The 15,394-nt window shown below is 56.7% G+C and carries 11 protein-coding genes and 1 tRNA gene; 8 read left to right on the top strand and 4 right to left on the bottom strand.

The features are described from left to right. The first annotated feature begins 146 nt into the window (after positions 1 to 146). Both OSO_RS0114255 and OSO_RS0114250 read left to right on the top strand, forming a co-directional pair. Positions 147 to 992, top strand: coding sequence for a DUF2971 domain-containing protein (locus tag OSO_RS0114255; protein WP_157605186.1), 846 nt, complete (start codon positions 147 to 149; stop codon positions 990 to 992). A 241-nt stretch (positions 993 to 1,233) separates the two neighbouring features. Next, positions 1,234 to 2,151, top strand: a complete 918-nt coding sequence (locus tag OSO_RS0114250) for a TolB family protein (RefSeq protein WP_010583948.1) — start codon at positions 1,234 to 1,236, stop codon at positions 2,149 to 2,151. A gap of 367 nt (positions 2,152 to 2,518) precedes the next feature. Here the strand turns inward: OSO_RS0114250 and OSO_RS0114245 are convergent, their stop codons facing one another. Next, the gene (locus tag OSO_RS0114245) at positions 2,519 to 3,658 is read right to left on the bottom strand and encodes a hypothetical protein (protein ID WP_010583947.1); all 1,140 of its coding nucleotides are present in this window, start codon (positions 3,656 to 3,658) and stop codon (positions 2,519 to 2,521) included. Between the two features lie 407 nt (positions 3,659 to 4,065). On the opposite strand from OSO_RS0114245, the gene OSO_RS0114235 reads away from it, so the two are divergent. The 3 genes from OSO_RS0114235 to OSO_RS0114225 all read left to right on the top strand — a co-directional run bounded on the left by OSO_RS0114235 (position 4,066) and on the right by OSO_RS0114225 (position 5,776). Then, on the top strand, positions 4,066 to 4,752 hold the full coding sequence (locus tag OSO_RS0114235) for a transposase (protein WP_010583945.1): 687 nt from the start codon (positions 4,066 to 4,068) through the stop codon (positions 4,750 to 4,752). A 219-nt stretch (positions 4,753 to 4,971) separates the two neighbouring features. Next, complete coding sequence (locus tag OSO_RS0114230) at positions 4,972 to 5,253, top strand: type II toxin-antitoxin system TacA family antitoxin (protein ID WP_010583944.1); 282 nt, start codon at positions 4,972 to 4,974, stop codon at positions 5,251 to 5,253. Further along, the gene (locus OSO_RS0114225) at positions 5,246 to 5,776 is read left to right on the top strand and encodes a GNAT family N-acetyltransferase (RefSeq protein WP_010583943.1); all 531 of its coding nucleotides are present in this window, start codon (positions 5,246 to 5,248) and stop codon (positions 5,774 to 5,776) included. Before OSO_RS0114230 ends, OSO_RS0114225 begins: the two co-directional genes overlap by 8 nt. Positions 5,777 to 6,049: 273 nt before the next feature. On the opposite strand, the gene OSO_RS0114220 is transcribed toward OSO_RS0114225, so the two are convergent. Next, positions 6,050 to 6,123 (bottom strand) — tRNA-Arg (locus tag OSO_RS0114220). 520 nt (positions 6,124 to 6,643) lie between these two features. On the opposite strand from OSO_RS0114220, the gene OSO_RS0114210 reads away from it, so the two are divergent. After that, positions 6,644 to 6,964, top strand: coding sequence for a hypothetical protein (locus tag OSO_RS0114210; protein WP_010583941.1), 321 nt, complete (start codon positions 6,644 to 6,646; stop codon positions 6,962 to 6,964). 57 nt (positions 6,965 to 7,021) lie between these two features. On the opposite strand, the gene OSO_RS0114205 is transcribed toward OSO_RS0114210, so the two are convergent. Then, entirely contained in the window at positions 7,022 to 8,272 is a 1,251-nt protein-coding gene (locus OSO_RS0114205; RefSeq protein ID WP_010583940.1) for a BamB-related PQQ repeat family beta-propellar protein, read from the bottom strand. Between the two features lie 745 nt (positions 8,273 to 9,017). On the opposite strand from OSO_RS0114205, the gene OSO_RS0114200 reads away from it, so the two are divergent. Both OSO_RS0114200 and OSO_RS0114195 read left to right on the top strand, forming a co-directional pair. Beyond that, the gene (locus OSO_RS0114200; protein ID WP_010583939.1) at positions 9,018 to 11,156 is read left to right on the top strand and encodes a DUF1501 domain-containing protein; all 2,139 of its coding nucleotides are present in this window, start codon (positions 9,018 to 9,020) and stop codon (positions 11,154 to 11,156) included. A 116-nt stretch (positions 11,157 to 11,272) separates the two neighbouring features. Beyond that, a complete protein-coding gene (locus OSO_RS0114195; RefSeq protein ID WP_029247003.1) occupies positions 11,273 to 14,863 on the top strand; it encodes a carboxypeptidase regulatory-like domain-containing protein in 3,591 nt (1,196 codons plus the stop codon). A 6-nt stretch (positions 14,864 to 14,869) separates the two neighbouring features. Here the strand turns inward: OSO_RS0114195 and OSO_RS0114190 are convergent, their stop codons facing one another. Beyond that, positions 14,870 to 15,250 carry a BlaI/MecI/CopY family transcriptional regulator gene (locus OSO_RS0114190; protein WP_010583937.1) on the bottom strand — a complete coding sequence of 127 codons (381 nt, stop codon included), beginning with the start codon at positions 15,248 to 15,250 and terminating at the stop codon, positions 14,870 to 14,872. Between the last annotated feature and the right edge of the window lie 144 nt (positions 15,251 to 15,394).

Genomic DNA, 15,394 nt, shown 5'->3' with positions numbered 1-15,394 from the left:
CCTCAGATCTTCGTACCGTAACTACGCATCATTAGTACAAACAGACGGGTCAATTTCGATGACCAATCGATACATGACTCGGTTCTTCTGCGATTAACGTAAATGCGTTTTGTACGATCTGGAATTGGTGCAATTTGGTGTTATTGGTGTCTATCCAAGCGGAGGATGAACACCCTTTTATCTCCCCGCATGACAGAACTGGTTTCCAACCGAGACACATCATGTTCGATATCAATGGTGGACTCGTGCCACTACCCAACGGCGGCAATGTCACGATCTGGCGGTATGTGGGTTTCGCTCAATTTGTGTCGCTTCTCGAAACTCAATGCCTCCATTTCTCAAGACCCGATCAGTTTTCAGATCCATTTGAAGGAACGGTTCCTCGACGTTTGTTTGAAAAATTAGCAAAGAAATATCGCGATTCAAATTCCGTGTTGGGAAAGTGCCCGACATTTTCTCACGACATGTTTGCAATGCTCACCTGCGTCAGTTGCTGGCACGTGAGTGATCATGAATCGGATGCTATGTGGAAGCTCTATTGTAAAAGCGGCGATGGCATCGCAATTCGATCTAGCTACAAGAGATTGGACGAATGCTTCAATAACAACCGCAGCCTTCAAATCGATGTGGGCATGGTGAAATACATCAACTTTGAAGAAGAGAACCTTGACGATGAAGAAGGTTTTTCGACGGTATTCATCAAACGCAATCATTTCGAGCATGAGAGGGAGTTGAGAGCTATTGTCTATCCGGTAAGCGATGATGACGACGAAGAAATTGTTGACCTGGACGCCCCGACTGGGTCCGCTTTTCCCACGGGGAGGGATATCCCCGTCAATCTCGATACATTGATTGAGAGCGTGTACGTCTCACCCTTTGGCCAAGGTACGTTCTTGTCGCTCGTCCAATCCGTCGTGAAGCGTTACGGCCAAAAGTTTCCCATTTACCATTCTGAAATGGCGAAGCTTCCACCGGCGGCGAGGAAGGTCTAGGTTCATTCCTGAAGGTGATGCTGTCGGGGTGGATGACGGGGGCCACGCGAAGAAAGCGAGACAGCGAAGGCGAGCTCCCGAAAAGAGAAAAAAGGGGGACAGGCACCTGGGGGAGCCAGTCCCCCTTTTTTCGGGGGGCTGCGGAAACTGGTGTGGTTTGTTTTCAAGGCAGAATGTTTTAAATTGGGGTGGTTCTTCGCGAGCTTGCTCATCGGTTTTGGCGACGCGACGGGAGACGGTCATGAATTGGCTCGGGCGCATGCAGTTCCTGATTGTGATCATCTTGTCGAGCTTCGCCATCACTGCGCGTGCCGATGAATGCTTGATCTATTCCTTCCGCATTGATGGGACCGGGCTGCGGATTGAAGTGCCTCAGGAATCCTGTCCTGAGTTTGTGGCCTTTGGTTCGCCGGATTTCTCGCCGGATGGCCGAAAGCTGATGTTTGATGCCACGCCCACACTCGGGCTCTTCCGCAATGCGCGGGTGCTCGTGATGCATGTGATGGGGGCGACGAAAGGTCAGATTGAAGACTTGGATTGTGGAAACTGTCCGGCCTGGTCGCCCGATGGGAAACGAATCGCGTTTGAAGTCTGTGTGATGAACCCCAAAAACTTTGAACGAGGTGTCTGGATGATGAACGCGGACGGCAGCGATGCCGTTCGACTCGGCGATGGCGAGTACCCTCGGTGGCATCCGAGCGGTGAGTCTGTCATCTGCGCGTTCACGGGGGGGCCGGTCTCGCATCTGCAAGTCGGAATCGAGACCAAGACAACGACTCCCTTCTTGGACGAATACAGTCACCGTGTACCGATTCGCTGGTCGCCGGACGGAAAAAAGGTGCTCGCGGTGATTCAAGTCGGCGAAGAGATCCAGCTTGTCACCATGGCACCCGACGGGGCGAGAGACTCATTGGTGAAATTGGCCGATGGCCCCATGGAATTCCCGATCTTCTCGCCCGATGGGCAATCCGTGGCCTATGCGGTTCGACGCAACAACGAGGGGAACGACATATACATCGTCGCCGTCGATGGCAAATCCAAGCCCCAGAAAGTGGATGTCGCCCCTGGGGTCAACAAGGAGGATCTCTGCTGGTCCAAAGATGGAACGCGAATTCTCTTCAGTGCTCGCACCAAGTCGCTGTTGACGGAAGAGCAGTGAGGTCACCGTTCACACGCCGGGGCCTGGCTCATTTTCCTGCGGTGAAGGAAAGGGTTGGGTTGCTCTGGCCGATGTACCGCGGATTCCGAGGAACCGGGAAATTGTGCCTGTTCGCCTGACTTCAACAGGCCGCGGTCGATGCTGAGGTCACGAATACGCCAGTCGCTGCGACCGTTTGTGTGGACGTCGGGGGTGACGTTGTTGGGGGCTGGGGAGACTAAGACGAAGAAAGGCGAAGAGGAAGGCGAGAAAAAGCGAAGAAAAAAAGGGGGACAGGCACCTGGCGGAGCCAGTCCCCCTTTTTTCGCGGCAAGACGGGGTGGCGGGCGTTGGTGGCTTGTGAAGGGCTCAATCACACGCCTGCGGGTTATTTTTGCGAAATGCCGACGGGCGGCTGAAAGTCTTTGATGACCCACAAGTCGCCCCACCGCTTTCGCTTCGTGGCGGGATCGGCGTACAGGTTATTCGATGACAGAAACAGTTCGCGGGTCGCGGGAACGTATTGGTGCTTCATGCAATGCACCGGGGTTCCATTCGGGGCGGTCAAATGGATCTCATCCCATTGCGTGAAGGGACCCGCCGGTTCAATGCGGCTGAGAATGCCCATCCCGTGATTGGACACGCAAAACAGGCGGAGATTGTCTGGCGTGCTGGTGGCCACATCGAAGTGAAAATCCTGTGGCATCTCGGCAAAGCGGACTTCAACGAGCGTGGGCGGATTCCAGTTTGATGTCAGCGAATCACGTGTGACAACCCAACACTCTTTTGCATCTTTCTTTACATCCTTCGCATTTGTTTTTGCCAGGTCGAGATACAGCGTCAGGCCGTCGACGGTCAGCCAGCTCGGCGTCGGATCGAGTCCGGGAAACGAGAGGGACGGCACGACGACCGGTCGTCCGAAGTCCTCGGTTCGGCTCTTCCGCGTCGAAAGACTGATGGAGTCTGAGTCGGAATCTCGAAACAGCATTTCGAGTCCATCGGCACTCAAGACCGGAGCTTGTCCTGAAAACAACTGTTTCTTGTCGCCGAACAGCGTGTCAGTCGATTTCCGTCGTGCCGACCAAATGGAATAGATGGATTTTCGGCCCACCGTCTCGCTCGCCCAGAAAATCTCCAAGCCATCGGACGTGACGCAGGGAGCGAAGTCTTTGTGGGGGCTGTTGAGTTCTTCCAGATTCAAGACGTCCAGCCTCGGGCCGAACTCGATTGATGACGCGACCATCAGTTTCGAATTGTATTTGACGATGGCGTCACTGCCCGGCTTGATGGCGTCGGGGCCAACGGTCACGGCCTTGGAAATGATGTTTGTCTTGCGAGTCAGTTCCAGGTCAATGGGCTTCTCGTGGCCGGGGACGGCGACACTGATCGTGCGTTCGAAAAGGTCGACCTTTTCAATCTTGCCCTTCACGGTGACGGTCTCATTGCCGTGAGCGATTCCCAGGCATGAGGTGCATACGACGAGCAACCAGGTTCTGAGGTGTCCGGCAAGAGTCTGTTTTTGTGCCATGGTGTGATGCTCCGGTAAGAACAACCCGTTGAAGTTACGGGGACTGGCTCATTTTTCCGCGATAAAGGAAAGGGTGACTCTGGTCGATGTGCTGCGGATTCCAAGGAACCGGGGAATTGTGCGTGTTCCCCGGACTTCAATGGTCCGTGGATTGCAGAGGTGGGGATGATGGTATCACAAAGGTGGTGGTGGTTGAAAAGAGAATTCGAGGGGGGTGGATGCCGAGGTCACGAATATGCAAGGCGCGGCGGCTGTGGGTGGGCGTTATTGGCGGGCGAAGATGAAGAAAGGCGAGGAGGCGAGAAAAGCGAAGACAAAAAAGGGGGACAGGCACCTGGCGGAGCCAGTCCCCCTTTTTTGGGGAGGGAAACGTGGGCGTTGGGGAACTGGGTGGGTAGAGTGATGGGATGGCAAGAACCGCGCGAGCTTCGCAGGGTGGGTATGTGTATCACGTCCTCAATCGAGGAAATGGGCGGCGTGATGTCTTTCATAAAGATGGGGATTTTTCGGCGTTCGTGAAGTTGATGCGCGAGGCGCACGACAAGGTGCCGATGCGGCTTGTTGGTTATTGTTTGATGACCAATCATTTCCATCTCGTCCTGTGGCCCCATGGTGACGGTGATCTCAGTCGATGGATGCAGTGGCTGATGACGTCGCATGTTCGTCGATATCACCTTCATTACGACGGAAGTGGCCATGTCTGGCAGGGGCGGTTTAAGGCGTTTCCCATTCAGGCGGATGATCATTTCCTGACCGTGCTGCGGTATGTCGAACGGAATCCGTTGCGGGCAAATCTGGTGGAACGGAGTCAGGATTGGGAATGGTCGAGTCTCAACCCGACAGCACGGAGCGGTCCAGAAGGATTGTTGTCGGAAGGGCCGGTGACGAAATCGGATCAGTGGACGCGATTCGTGAATGGGATTGAGACTGACGCGGAGTTGACGGCGATCCGGCAGAGTGTTGAGCGGGGAACGCCGTTTGGAGATGCGGATTGGAACCGAGTGACGGCGGAGCAGCTTGGGCTTGAGGCGTCTTTGCGGCCGCGCGGTCGGCCTCGGTTGGGGGTGGATGGGGGTGCTGTTGGGTTGGAATGATGGGGGTAGGCGAAGACCGAAGGCGAAGACAAAAGCAGAAAACTAGAAGACAAAAAAGGGGGACAGGCACCTGGCGGAGCCAGTCCCCCTTTTTTGGGGAGGGGATGAGGCAAGTGAGCGGCCGTGATCGCTGTACGTCAGATTGACTCACAATATTCGGGGGAGTAATCTGTGTGGCAGTTGGCCACACGCGTGCTCCTCTCTGGTAAGGCAGGATTCATGGCAAGTCTCTCCCGAAATGATGCGCGGATCAATGTCCGGCTTCCGAGTGAATTGAAGCAGACCATCGAAGAGGCGGCTTCCGCTTTGGGGCAGACTGTCAGTGAGTTTGCGATCTCCACAGTCGTTCGCGAAGCCCGGCAGGTGCTCCAGGACGCTCAGATCACGCGTCTTACGAATCGGGATCGTGACCAATTCCTGCGGGCACTGGACGCCGCGGACGCGAAACCGAACGCAGCACTCAAAGCCGCAGCCCGTCGTTACGGAAAACTCCGTGGCTAAATCGCCAGTCTCGTCCTGGATCATCGAACCTTTCGACCGGATGCGGCACGACAGGTCTGGCTTCAATTGCGGGATTCCCATGTTGAACGACTGGCTCACAACAAAGGTGAGTCAGTTCGAGAAGAAGGATCTGGCTCGGACCTATGTGCTGATGGAGACCGGCAGCAATTTGGTCAAAGGATACTATGCCCTCTCGAACCACACTGTGATCTATGAATCCTTGACTGCAGATCAGGCGAAGGGGCTACCGCAGATCGACATGCCCGTCGTGTTGATCGGTCGTTTGGCGGTCGATCGATCCGTACAGGGACGGAAGCTGGGCGAGTCTCTGCTGATCGACGCACTCCGCCGAGCGGAATATCTCGCCGCGAAGATCGGGATCAGGGCCGTGGAAGTGGATGCCATCAACCCGTCTGCAAGATGTTTCTACGAACGGTACGGATTCCTCAGCCTGTCCGACGATCCTCATCACCTCTTCCTGCCCATGCATATCATTCGCAAGCTGCAGTTGCCGCCGCTTTAGTTGGCGCGAAGCATGTGGTGCTGATCGGATTAAAGCGGAAGAAGGAAGGCGGACAAAAAAGGGGGACAGGCACCTGGCGGAGCCAGTCCCCCTTTTTTGGGCAACCGGTTTTTAGGACGTGCCGCCGGGATTGGAGAATGTCGGCAATGTCGCGCGAGTGAAGGCGAGAGGCTCCACGTTCAAACCGAATGCCGCGATTGGGGGCTTGGTGAACGAAAGGCAAAGACGAAAAAAGGGGACCGGCACCTTGCGGAGCCAGTCCCCTTTTTCAGATACACCCCGCTGGGCTCGAACCAGCAACCTTCGGTTCCGTAGACCGATGCTCTATCCAATTGAGCTAGGGGTGCCCGGGCCAAAAGTCTAACGGATAACGGGGTTAACGCAAGTGAGCGAAACTCATTCGATGTGAATTCGGCATCGAGAACGGGCGATGTGTCGGAAATCCTGATGAGGACTCGATTTTTGACGATGCTCGCCGTACGGATTGATACCGATGGTGGCACGAGCGACGTCGTGGAGGGGCTCAATCGTCACGCGATTTCGGAGCGGCGTCGCGCGCATTTGGAGGAGCTGGGTAGCGAGAATTCGGCTTTTGACGATTTTTCCGGGATCCTGAGCGATGCAGGAACGAATTTCGTTTCTTGGGCGTCTTAGGCTGGGTTAAGCTGTTTTCCGTCGCGGTCCCGAAATAAAGGGGACAGGCACCTGGGCGTTTGTGACGTTCTGGCGTGATTGAATTGGGTGGGGCCAGTCCCCGTTATTTCGGAAATCGGTGGACAGGCACTTGGGCGTTTGCGGCGCTATGGCTTGTGTGGGTTTTGGCGGAGCCAGTTCCCGCGATTTTAACTTGGTGCAAGGAGTGGAAACGTGCGAAAGTTCTCGATGCTCATGGTGTTCGTGGTGGGGGTGTCTGTCCTCTCGTTTGGCTTGGCAGGAGGCATGGATGACGAGGCGGCCAAACCGGCGGGGAATGAGATTTCGGAACTCAAAGCCGAATTCGCCAACCTGAACAAGAAAGTCGCTGAGCTCGAGGAAAAGGTGCGTCAGTTGGAGACGAACCCTCAAATCGCGATTGGTTCCGTGCCCGCTCCTGATTCCAAGGCGGTTCCCAAAAGCTGGCAGCAGCGGCAATTCAATGGTCAGCCCTATTATGTCGTCCCGCTGATGGACACCAAATCCAAGCGATAGGCCGCACGTTCCCCGCTGATCGCTGCAGGGGCATCGGGGTGACCTGTTCGCTTGAAATCATTTGCTGGCGATGCAGTACAGATGGGTGTCGGTGCGGAGCAGGATCTGGCCGTTGACCAGTACCGGGGAGGCGACGGTTTGAGCTCCATTGAGTTCGTTGGCGGCGAGGACTTTGAATTCATCGCCCTGGGCCAGCACGAACGTCTTGCCATCTTCGCGCGTGATGAAGATTTTTCCGTCGGCCAGGATTGGGGACGAGCTGAAGGTGTGGCGGTTCTTTTCGGCTTGTCCGGACCAGATTTTCTTGCCGGATTTCAGATCGACGCAGGTCAGCATCCCTTTGTCGCTCAGGATGTACGCGCGACCGTTCGCCACAGCGGGGGTGGGAACGTCGGGTCCGTCGCCCTTGGTCTGCCAGGCGATGTTGGTTTTGGTCACGTCGCCATGTCCACCGAGCTTGATGGCCGTCACGGTTCCGCCGCGGGCGTACGGGGCCACGACGATGCCGTCGAGCACAGCGGGTGAGGCAATGGAACGAAAGTATTTGTCTTGCGAGGGATTCAGGCCACCCACGCGCCAGATTTCGGCACCGTTGTCGGCGCGATGGGCCGTGACATGGTCTGCGCCGAGGACGATCAAGGTTTCTTTGCCGTCCTCGTCAACGACCAGTGGCGTCGAATAGCTTTGAGCGGCTTCTTCGGGGGCGTCGAGATTGCGATCGACTTTCCAGGCTTCAGTGCCCTTTTCTTTGTTGATCGCGACGAGGTACGAGCCGCCGGTCTGCATCACAGCGATGACGCAGTTGTCTTTCGTGAGGACGGGTGAGGTTCCCAGGTCCCACCACAGGGTATCTTTGCCGTACTTTTCTTGCAGGTTGATGGTCCAGAGCGTTTTGCCGGTGAAATCAATGCTCGCCAGATCACCACTTTTGAAATAGGCGAAGACCGAATGACCATCCGTGACGCAGGAGGAATTGCTGCCCGAGGCTTTCTTGTGTTTGCCGGGCTTTTCTGTTCCGACGGTCGTGCTCCAGAGTTGTTTGCCGTGCAGGTCGTAAGCGAGGACCGTGTTTTTTTCGTCGATTCCGCAGGTTAGAAAAATTTGATTGTCCCAGACGATCGGTGTCGACGAACCGCGTCCCGGGAGATTGATGCGCCAGGCGACATTCTGCTTGTCACTCCACTCGATGGGATAGCCGCTTCCATCCGCGACGCCGTTGAAATGAGGGCCTCGCCAGTTTGTCCAATTGCCGGCCCAGACGGTGGGGGCGGCGAGCATGATCGAGCAGACGGCTATCATCAATCGCATGAGGGAATTCCTTGAGGGAGGGCTCGCGGGGTGAGTTTGCGTTGCGTCTGAGTGTGAAGCGAGGGGCCTTCGCAGGCGGTTGGGGGGACTGCAGGAATATACCGGGGTTGCGAGGGCGGCGACAACATTTCGACGAAGGTTTCAGGTTTGACGGCTGATGCAAGAACGGGGCGGGGGTATGGGTAATGATGAGGTGTAGGTGATGTTTGAGCTCGGCGGAGCCATCTGTTTTTGGAATAGGTTGTGAACCCTGCATGGGGCGAAGCGAGGCGGGGGCCCGGTATCCGTGGGGGGGAGGAGGCGTTACCAAGCGGGAGCTTGACAACGAGGGAACTTCAGCAATTTCAACTAAATCAACAAGCCGGGGAGCTTGGTAACGAGGGACACGTAACGAGGAAGTGAGGGAGCTTGGCATCGGAGCCGAAGAGAGGGGGCCGGGCACAATTTCCCGGGGGATTGGAATTCATGGTGCTTCGACTGGGGCAGGTCTTCTGATTGCTGCGGGAAAATGAGCCAGTCCCCGGTGTCTGTGGGCGGTTTGCGGGAGGCGTTACCAAGCGGGAGCTTGGTAACGAGGGGTCAACGAGAGGGCAAGGAGGGGAGTGTGACGAGGAAAAATTGGGTGTGTCGGGAGGTTGAGGATTTCGAAGTCTGGGGGCATCGGGATATACTGCCGGGGCGCGGAATCTCGGCATTGAGACGTTGACGGTGTGCACGACCAGTCAGGCAGGGGATGTCAGTCACCATGCTCTCGTTTCTCGATCGACAGACTCGGTTATGTGACGGGATTCCTCGTCGTGAGTGGTTGCGCGTGGGTGGGTTGGGGGTGCTCGGTCTCTCGTTGACCGACCTGTTGGCGCCGCGTCCTTTGCAGGCGGTACCGCACGTCAATGATTTGACGAAGGGGCTGTCGGGGACGATGTTCGGCCGGGCCAAGAATGTCATTTTTCTCTGGCTTCAGGGTGGTCCGCCCCAGCACGAAACGTTTGATCCCAAGCCCGATGCGCCTCGGGAGATTCGGGGGCCGTTCAGTCCGATTCAGACCAACATCCCCGGAATCCAGTTTAGTGAACTGCTGCCGCGAACCGCGCAGCGCGCCGACAAGCTGGCGGTAATTCGTTCGCTCTCGACCGACGATAACAACCACGACGTGAGCGGTTACTGGGTTCTGACGGGGTATCCCTATGGGCCCGGCAGTGCGCGGCAGATTAAGCCGACCGATTGGCCCTATCTGGGGTCGGTCGTCAAGATGCTGAAGCCGAGTGAACGACTGCCGGCGCTGTCGAGTGTGTGGCTGCCCGACATGATGCGGTTGAACGACAACGTGACGCCGGCCGGGCAAACGGGCGGATTTTTGGGATCCATGTGGGACCCTGAGCGATTTGTCGGCGACCCCGCGTCCGATCAGTATCGCGTGGAGGGGCTTAGTCTGCCCGTGGATCTGCCACCGCCGCGGATGACAAGTCGTGCGGAACTCTTGGGGCAACTGAATCGTCGCATTCACGAGATCGAGCGGCAGTCGAATCAGGGGAATTGGGACAAGCTGTCGACGTTCGCCATGGAACTGGTTACCTCGGGCAAAGCGAAAGCCGCGTTCGATCTGTCACAAGAGCCGCAGGCATTGCGGGATCGGTATGGCCGGAATACCTGGGGGCAGAGTTGTCTGTTGGCGCGGCGACTGGTCGAGGCGGGGGTACGGTTGGTTCATGTCAACTGGTTGCGTGAGCCGGGTGATTCGGCCGTCGATAATCCGATGTGGGATACGCACGCGTTGAACGCAGAACGTCTGCAAGATTTTCTTTGTCCCGTGTTTGATGTTTCGTTCGCGGCGCTGCTCGATGATTTGGACTCGCGCGGGTTGCTCTCCGAGACTCTGGTTGTGGCGGTCGGTGAGTTCGGCCGGACGCCGAAGATCAATCGTGTGGGGGGCCGCGATCACTGGGGGCCCGTCTTTAGTTGTGCTCTGGCGGGCGCCGGCATCTCAGGCGGTCAAGTCTTTGGTGCCAGCGATCGCAACGGGGCGTATCCGATTGCAGACGCCATCCGGCCGCATGATCTCACGGCGACGATTTATCACCTGTTGGGGATTCCGCACGACAGTGTGTTCCACGATTTGACGAATCGACCTCATCCCCTCACGAAGGGTGAACCGCTCTATCGACTACTGGGAACAGAACCTGCGACGAGTTTGCGATGTGCGGCGACCGGCGATGAGGCGCTTGTTCCCCCGCTGGATTCCAGTCCGATCGTCGATACGGATTTTGCATCGGGCAAATTGATTCCGGTCACACCGGTCTCGCAAGCAAAAGGCTGGCGTGCCGTACCGTTGGCAGAAAACGGGATGCAAGTTCGCACCGAACCTGTGACGGCAACTGGGGGAGTCAATGCGGGAGTGCGGATGAGCGTGCTGAACGCGGCGGGAATTGTGCCCGTCGCTGTCCCGGCGAATTCGAAGATGGTGCTGTCCCAAGAAATCCGGAATGCGCGTGGCGGCCACTACCTGTTCAAGGCGTTCGTCGACGGGGACGGTTCGTCGCCAGACGTGTTTGATCGTTGGTTCCATAAAGTGTTGAGCTGTCGCCTGGTGTTGTTTCGATTCTCCAACCAGGACAAGACGCCGCTTGAGATTCAGGAACTGGCGAGCGAATCATTCCGTCCGACGTTTGGTGTTTCGAATGAGCCGACAGTGGTCTCTGTCGCGAAGTTTCTGGGCTCGACAGTGCCTGGGGCGAATTTCTCGATTGGAAACGGGCTGGGGATCGCGGTTGTCGTCGAATCGCAACGGGCACAAGACGTCTTGCCTGGCGAAGTCGCATCGCTGTGTCTCGTGCGTGTGGAACTAGAGTTCCAGGCGCGCCTCCGCGACGACAATGTCACGGTGTGACCCGCGAGTCGTCTTGATCGGGCCCGCTGGGGCGACTTCGGCAGGCGGAATCCATCGATCGCAGTGATCTCTCAAAAGTCGATGACAGTCCTCTGAAGGATCTGAAGGAACAGACGATGATGCGAAGGCGGTTCGGTTGCTGGCTGGCGGCGTTGGCATTGCTTCCGAACGGACTGCTGGCCGACACCTTGCGGGGAGTGGTTCGTGATGATCGGGGGCAGCCCGTGGCCAATGCCCGGATCGATGTCGCGACGGCTGCACCCAAAGTGGGGCCGGGGATCTTCTGTCCTTCCTGCTATCTCGATTGCAAGAAATGGACGAGGACAAACCGCGAAGGGCAATTTGAGATTCCGGGTCTCGATCCGACGCTCAAGTTTCGCATTCTGTCGACGGCGACGGGCAAGCGGACCCAGATGACGAAGCTGGTCGATCCGGCGACTGAAACAGTGACGCTGGTGTTGCCGGACTTTCCTCAGAATGTTCCGGCCAGTCGGATCGTGCAGGGGACCGTCGTGACTTCACATGGGACGCCGATCCCGGGCGCGCTGATCGAACCCTACGGAGCAAAAACCAAGGAAAAGCGATGGTGGGGACGTGTCGATGCACAGGCAACGGTCAGTGACGATCAAGGTCACTTTCAGATGTTGCTGGAGGACGATTTTCTCGGTGTCGATCTGACCGTGATCGCGGATGGGTATGCGGGGACACGCGCCGAACTTCTGTCGCCCGGGCACGATCATCACGAGATTCACGTTCCGGTGGGAGCGGCCGTGACGGGCCAACTGGTGTTCCAAGGAAAGCCTATCGCCGGTCAGCAGGTTGCCGTGGTGCAAAAGGATCGAAGTACACAGCGGCATTTCATCAAGTCAGTGCTGGCGGTGACCGACGGTGACGGGCGATTTCAAATCAGTGCACTTCCGGCCAGCCAGGAGTATGCCATCTTCTCGCCAGTTGGCGGTGGCCATGGCGAACGCGGTCGCAATCCAATGTCATTGGTTCTGTCGACGAAAACGTTCCTGATGCCGGACGACGACAAATCGCGTGACCTTGGTCAATTGGAATTGCAGCAGGGATTCACCTTCAGTGGACGGTTGGAACGATTGGATGGGATCGCAGTTCCGGTTGGGACGAAATTAATCTTTCAGCGTGATCCAGCCTGGGATCTGATCGAAGCCGTCACTCAAGAAGAAGGACGGTTTGCTCTTGCTGGACTGCCGCCGGAGACGTACGAGGTCGTATTCCGTTTAAAGGACGTTCGGATCGAGACGGGAGGATTGAAATTCCAAACGATGTCGACGAATTCGTTTGGTGTCCGGCTCGTGAAATCGGTTGACGATCTGGTTGTTCCGCTTGTGGCTGACGTGCCTGAGTCCAACGCAAATGACGTCGATTCGGCGATTGCGGAGCGGGCGGAACCAGACCCGCCGTTGGAGATCCCCTTCGTTGCGCCCAGTGTGCCTGCGGCAGTCGCCGGGCCACAGATCGTCGTTCGCCCCACTGTTCGATTGACGGACGAGCCCGTTTCGGAGCATGGGCCAACGCTCAGTGTGCGGGGGACTGTAGTCACCGCGAGTGGCGAGCGAATTCGTGGAGCGACGATCATTCTTCGGGCGAAGATCAATGGGCAGCACTATGCCAATGGATTGCGTCACAATCGAGACATTCTGGCGGAAACGAATGCTGATCAAAACGGACGATTCTTGCTGGGCGGGGTGCCAATCCCGCTGCGGATGCGGGAATCGATCACGAGTCTTGTCTTGGGACGAGGCGGAGCAGAGATTGTTGCGTTTGCGAGTGGATACGCAATGACGGTGGTGGAAGTGACGTCTGCGAATGACAAGACTCCGCTTCGAGTCGTGCTTGAGAAAGAGGTTCCCATTCGCGGCGTCGTTCGAGATGAAAATGGCGTTGGTGTTTCCGGTGTCCACGTTGAACTGCATGGATGGACGAGTTCGACCGTCACCATGGATAATTTGATGAGTGGTCCAGGGGACATCAGTTTCTCGTTGTCTCAGCTCGATCGGGTGACACTCACGGGTGCGAATGGCGAGTTTACAATCAAACACGCTCCTGCCAATCGGCGGGTGATTGTGAGTTGCGACGGCGACGGTTTCAAACGGCAATTGATTGCGATCGACACGACGCCGGGACTTGCCGACGCGGCGATCTCTTCGTTGGCGTCGATGAATCGACATCTCCTTGTGTTGTCGGCATCGCCAGCGATCACACTCGAACGCGATGCTTCAATCCAGGTGCGGGTCGTGGATCAAAAGAATCAACCTGTTCAGACAGGTGCGGTCACGATTAGCTCCAATTCAAGACACTCAATGAGGTCCATGGCCAATTCCTCGGGCACGGTGAGCCTGTCGAATGTTTCTGAAGGCATTGGCTGGGTTTTTTACGCCAGCGAACCGATGGAGTCCGGGATCGGTCTCTCCTTAAAACGAACTTTCAAAAGTGGCGAGAGATTTGAACTGCGGTTGCCAGAATCACGATGGCTCACCGGTCGAGTGGTCAGTCTGGCGACGGGAGAACCGATCGTCGGTGTGCTTGTCAGTCTGCATCAAGATCTGGCCGAGCCAGGAGATCTTCGATACTCGAGTTCGGCGGTGAGCCGCGGGAACGGAGAATTCCGGATTGCGGCAATGCCGGGCAAACAGCGTCTGACGATTTCGCGAGAACTGTACGGCTATGCCGACCATGAGTTGATGGCGTTCCACGTTGGGGACCATGGAATGCCGATCGAGATTCCAGAGATGGGAGACGTGCCCGAAGCAATTGTAAAGGTGTCGCCCGGACTGATCGTCGAAGGTGTCGTTGTGAACGTGGACGGTCGTCCGATTGCCGGGGCGTTGGTGCGGGTTGACCAACTCGGTCAGCCCTTTCTTTCGGATGCGGCAAGGACGGACGAAAGGGGGACGTTTCGAATCTCGGGGATGTCATTGGGAGACAAAACGGTCGTGAATGTGAGTGCGGATGGGATTGGTGTTCGCACGGTGCTCGACCCGCCTGCCAATGCGGACGACAAGGAACTTCGGCACGAGCAGGTTCGCTTGATCTTGAAACCGGGGATTCAGCTAGCGGGAAGAGTCTTGCGTGGCGGAAAACCGCAGGCCGGGGTAAAAATGGAACTGTCGCGGACCATGGCAGGCCCCTTTCGATCGCAGCTTCCATTCGTTACCAAGGTGACCGATGCAGAAGGACGCTACGTTGTGGGTGGTCTGGAACGGGGCGATGGTTATGAATTCAAGATCACCACACACGATCGGCTGGCAGATCCGAATTGGACGCATCAGTCCCCATACGTTCGATCGATTCCGGACGACGCTTCAGATGTGGTTGAATTGCCGGACGTCCATTTGATGGGCATGCATCAGTCAATAAGTGGTCAGGTTGTTGATCCCGACGGGCAGCCCGTGGCGGGAATCACCGTGTCGGTTCAGTTGAAAAATGGGATGTCGTTGTCGCGTCGTGACAATGCCCCTGTGCCATGGGCTGACACGGATACGCAGGGTGCATTCCGACTGGAGCAACTTCCCGACACCGAGCTGGAACTGATGGCGTATAAAGGCAACCCGGCAGGCGGACGGATTCTGAATCCTGTTCGGATCAAGGCGACAAGAAACCAGTCTGATGTTCGAATGGTGCTTGATCCTCGACTCTTTGAAGGAGTCGAAAGTCTGGACGCGCCGCCATCAGGGAAATGAGGCTTGCTACTCGGCAGGCCAGCGTTCGTCGATCAATTGACGCAGTTGATCGCGATGCTGTTTTGAGAAGTTTTTTGATCGGACCAGTGTCGTCATGAGGGGGGCGATGGCACCATTGCAAAGCCTGTCGGCCAGATCGCATAGACGATGATGGAGGAATTGTTCGCGGTCAACGATCGCATAGAATCGGTGTGCTCGTTCGCGCCGGTCGCGTGCGATGTAGCCTTTGTCTTCAAGGCGTTCTAACAACTTCTGGGCCGAGGCCATTTTTGAATCAGTGACTCGGACATAGGTCGCATCGGCGATGTCACGACATGTTGGCTTCTGTTGGTTCCAGATGACCTCGAGGATCGAAAGCTCGCCTTCCGTTAGTGGTTCGAATGTCATTGATGCAGCCTTGCTAACGGTCTGTCGACTTCAGGGGCAAACAACGAATCTGAGATCTTCTGTTGGCCATGCTTGCTCAGTCGCGATTCGATGTCGCCTTGAGACGCATTGTCTTTAAATTGCGAGTAAAGTCAAATCGAGGTC

The sequence above is a fragment of the Schlesneria paludicola DSM 18645 genome (assembly GCF_000255655.1).
Classification (GTDB): domain Bacteria; phylum Planctomycetota; class Planctomycetia; order Planctomycetales; family Planctomycetaceae; genus Schlesneria; species Schlesneria paludicola.
The sequence above is the reverse complement of the archived record's forward strand: the minus strand, read 5'-3'. Positions and strand labels throughout refer to the sequence as shown.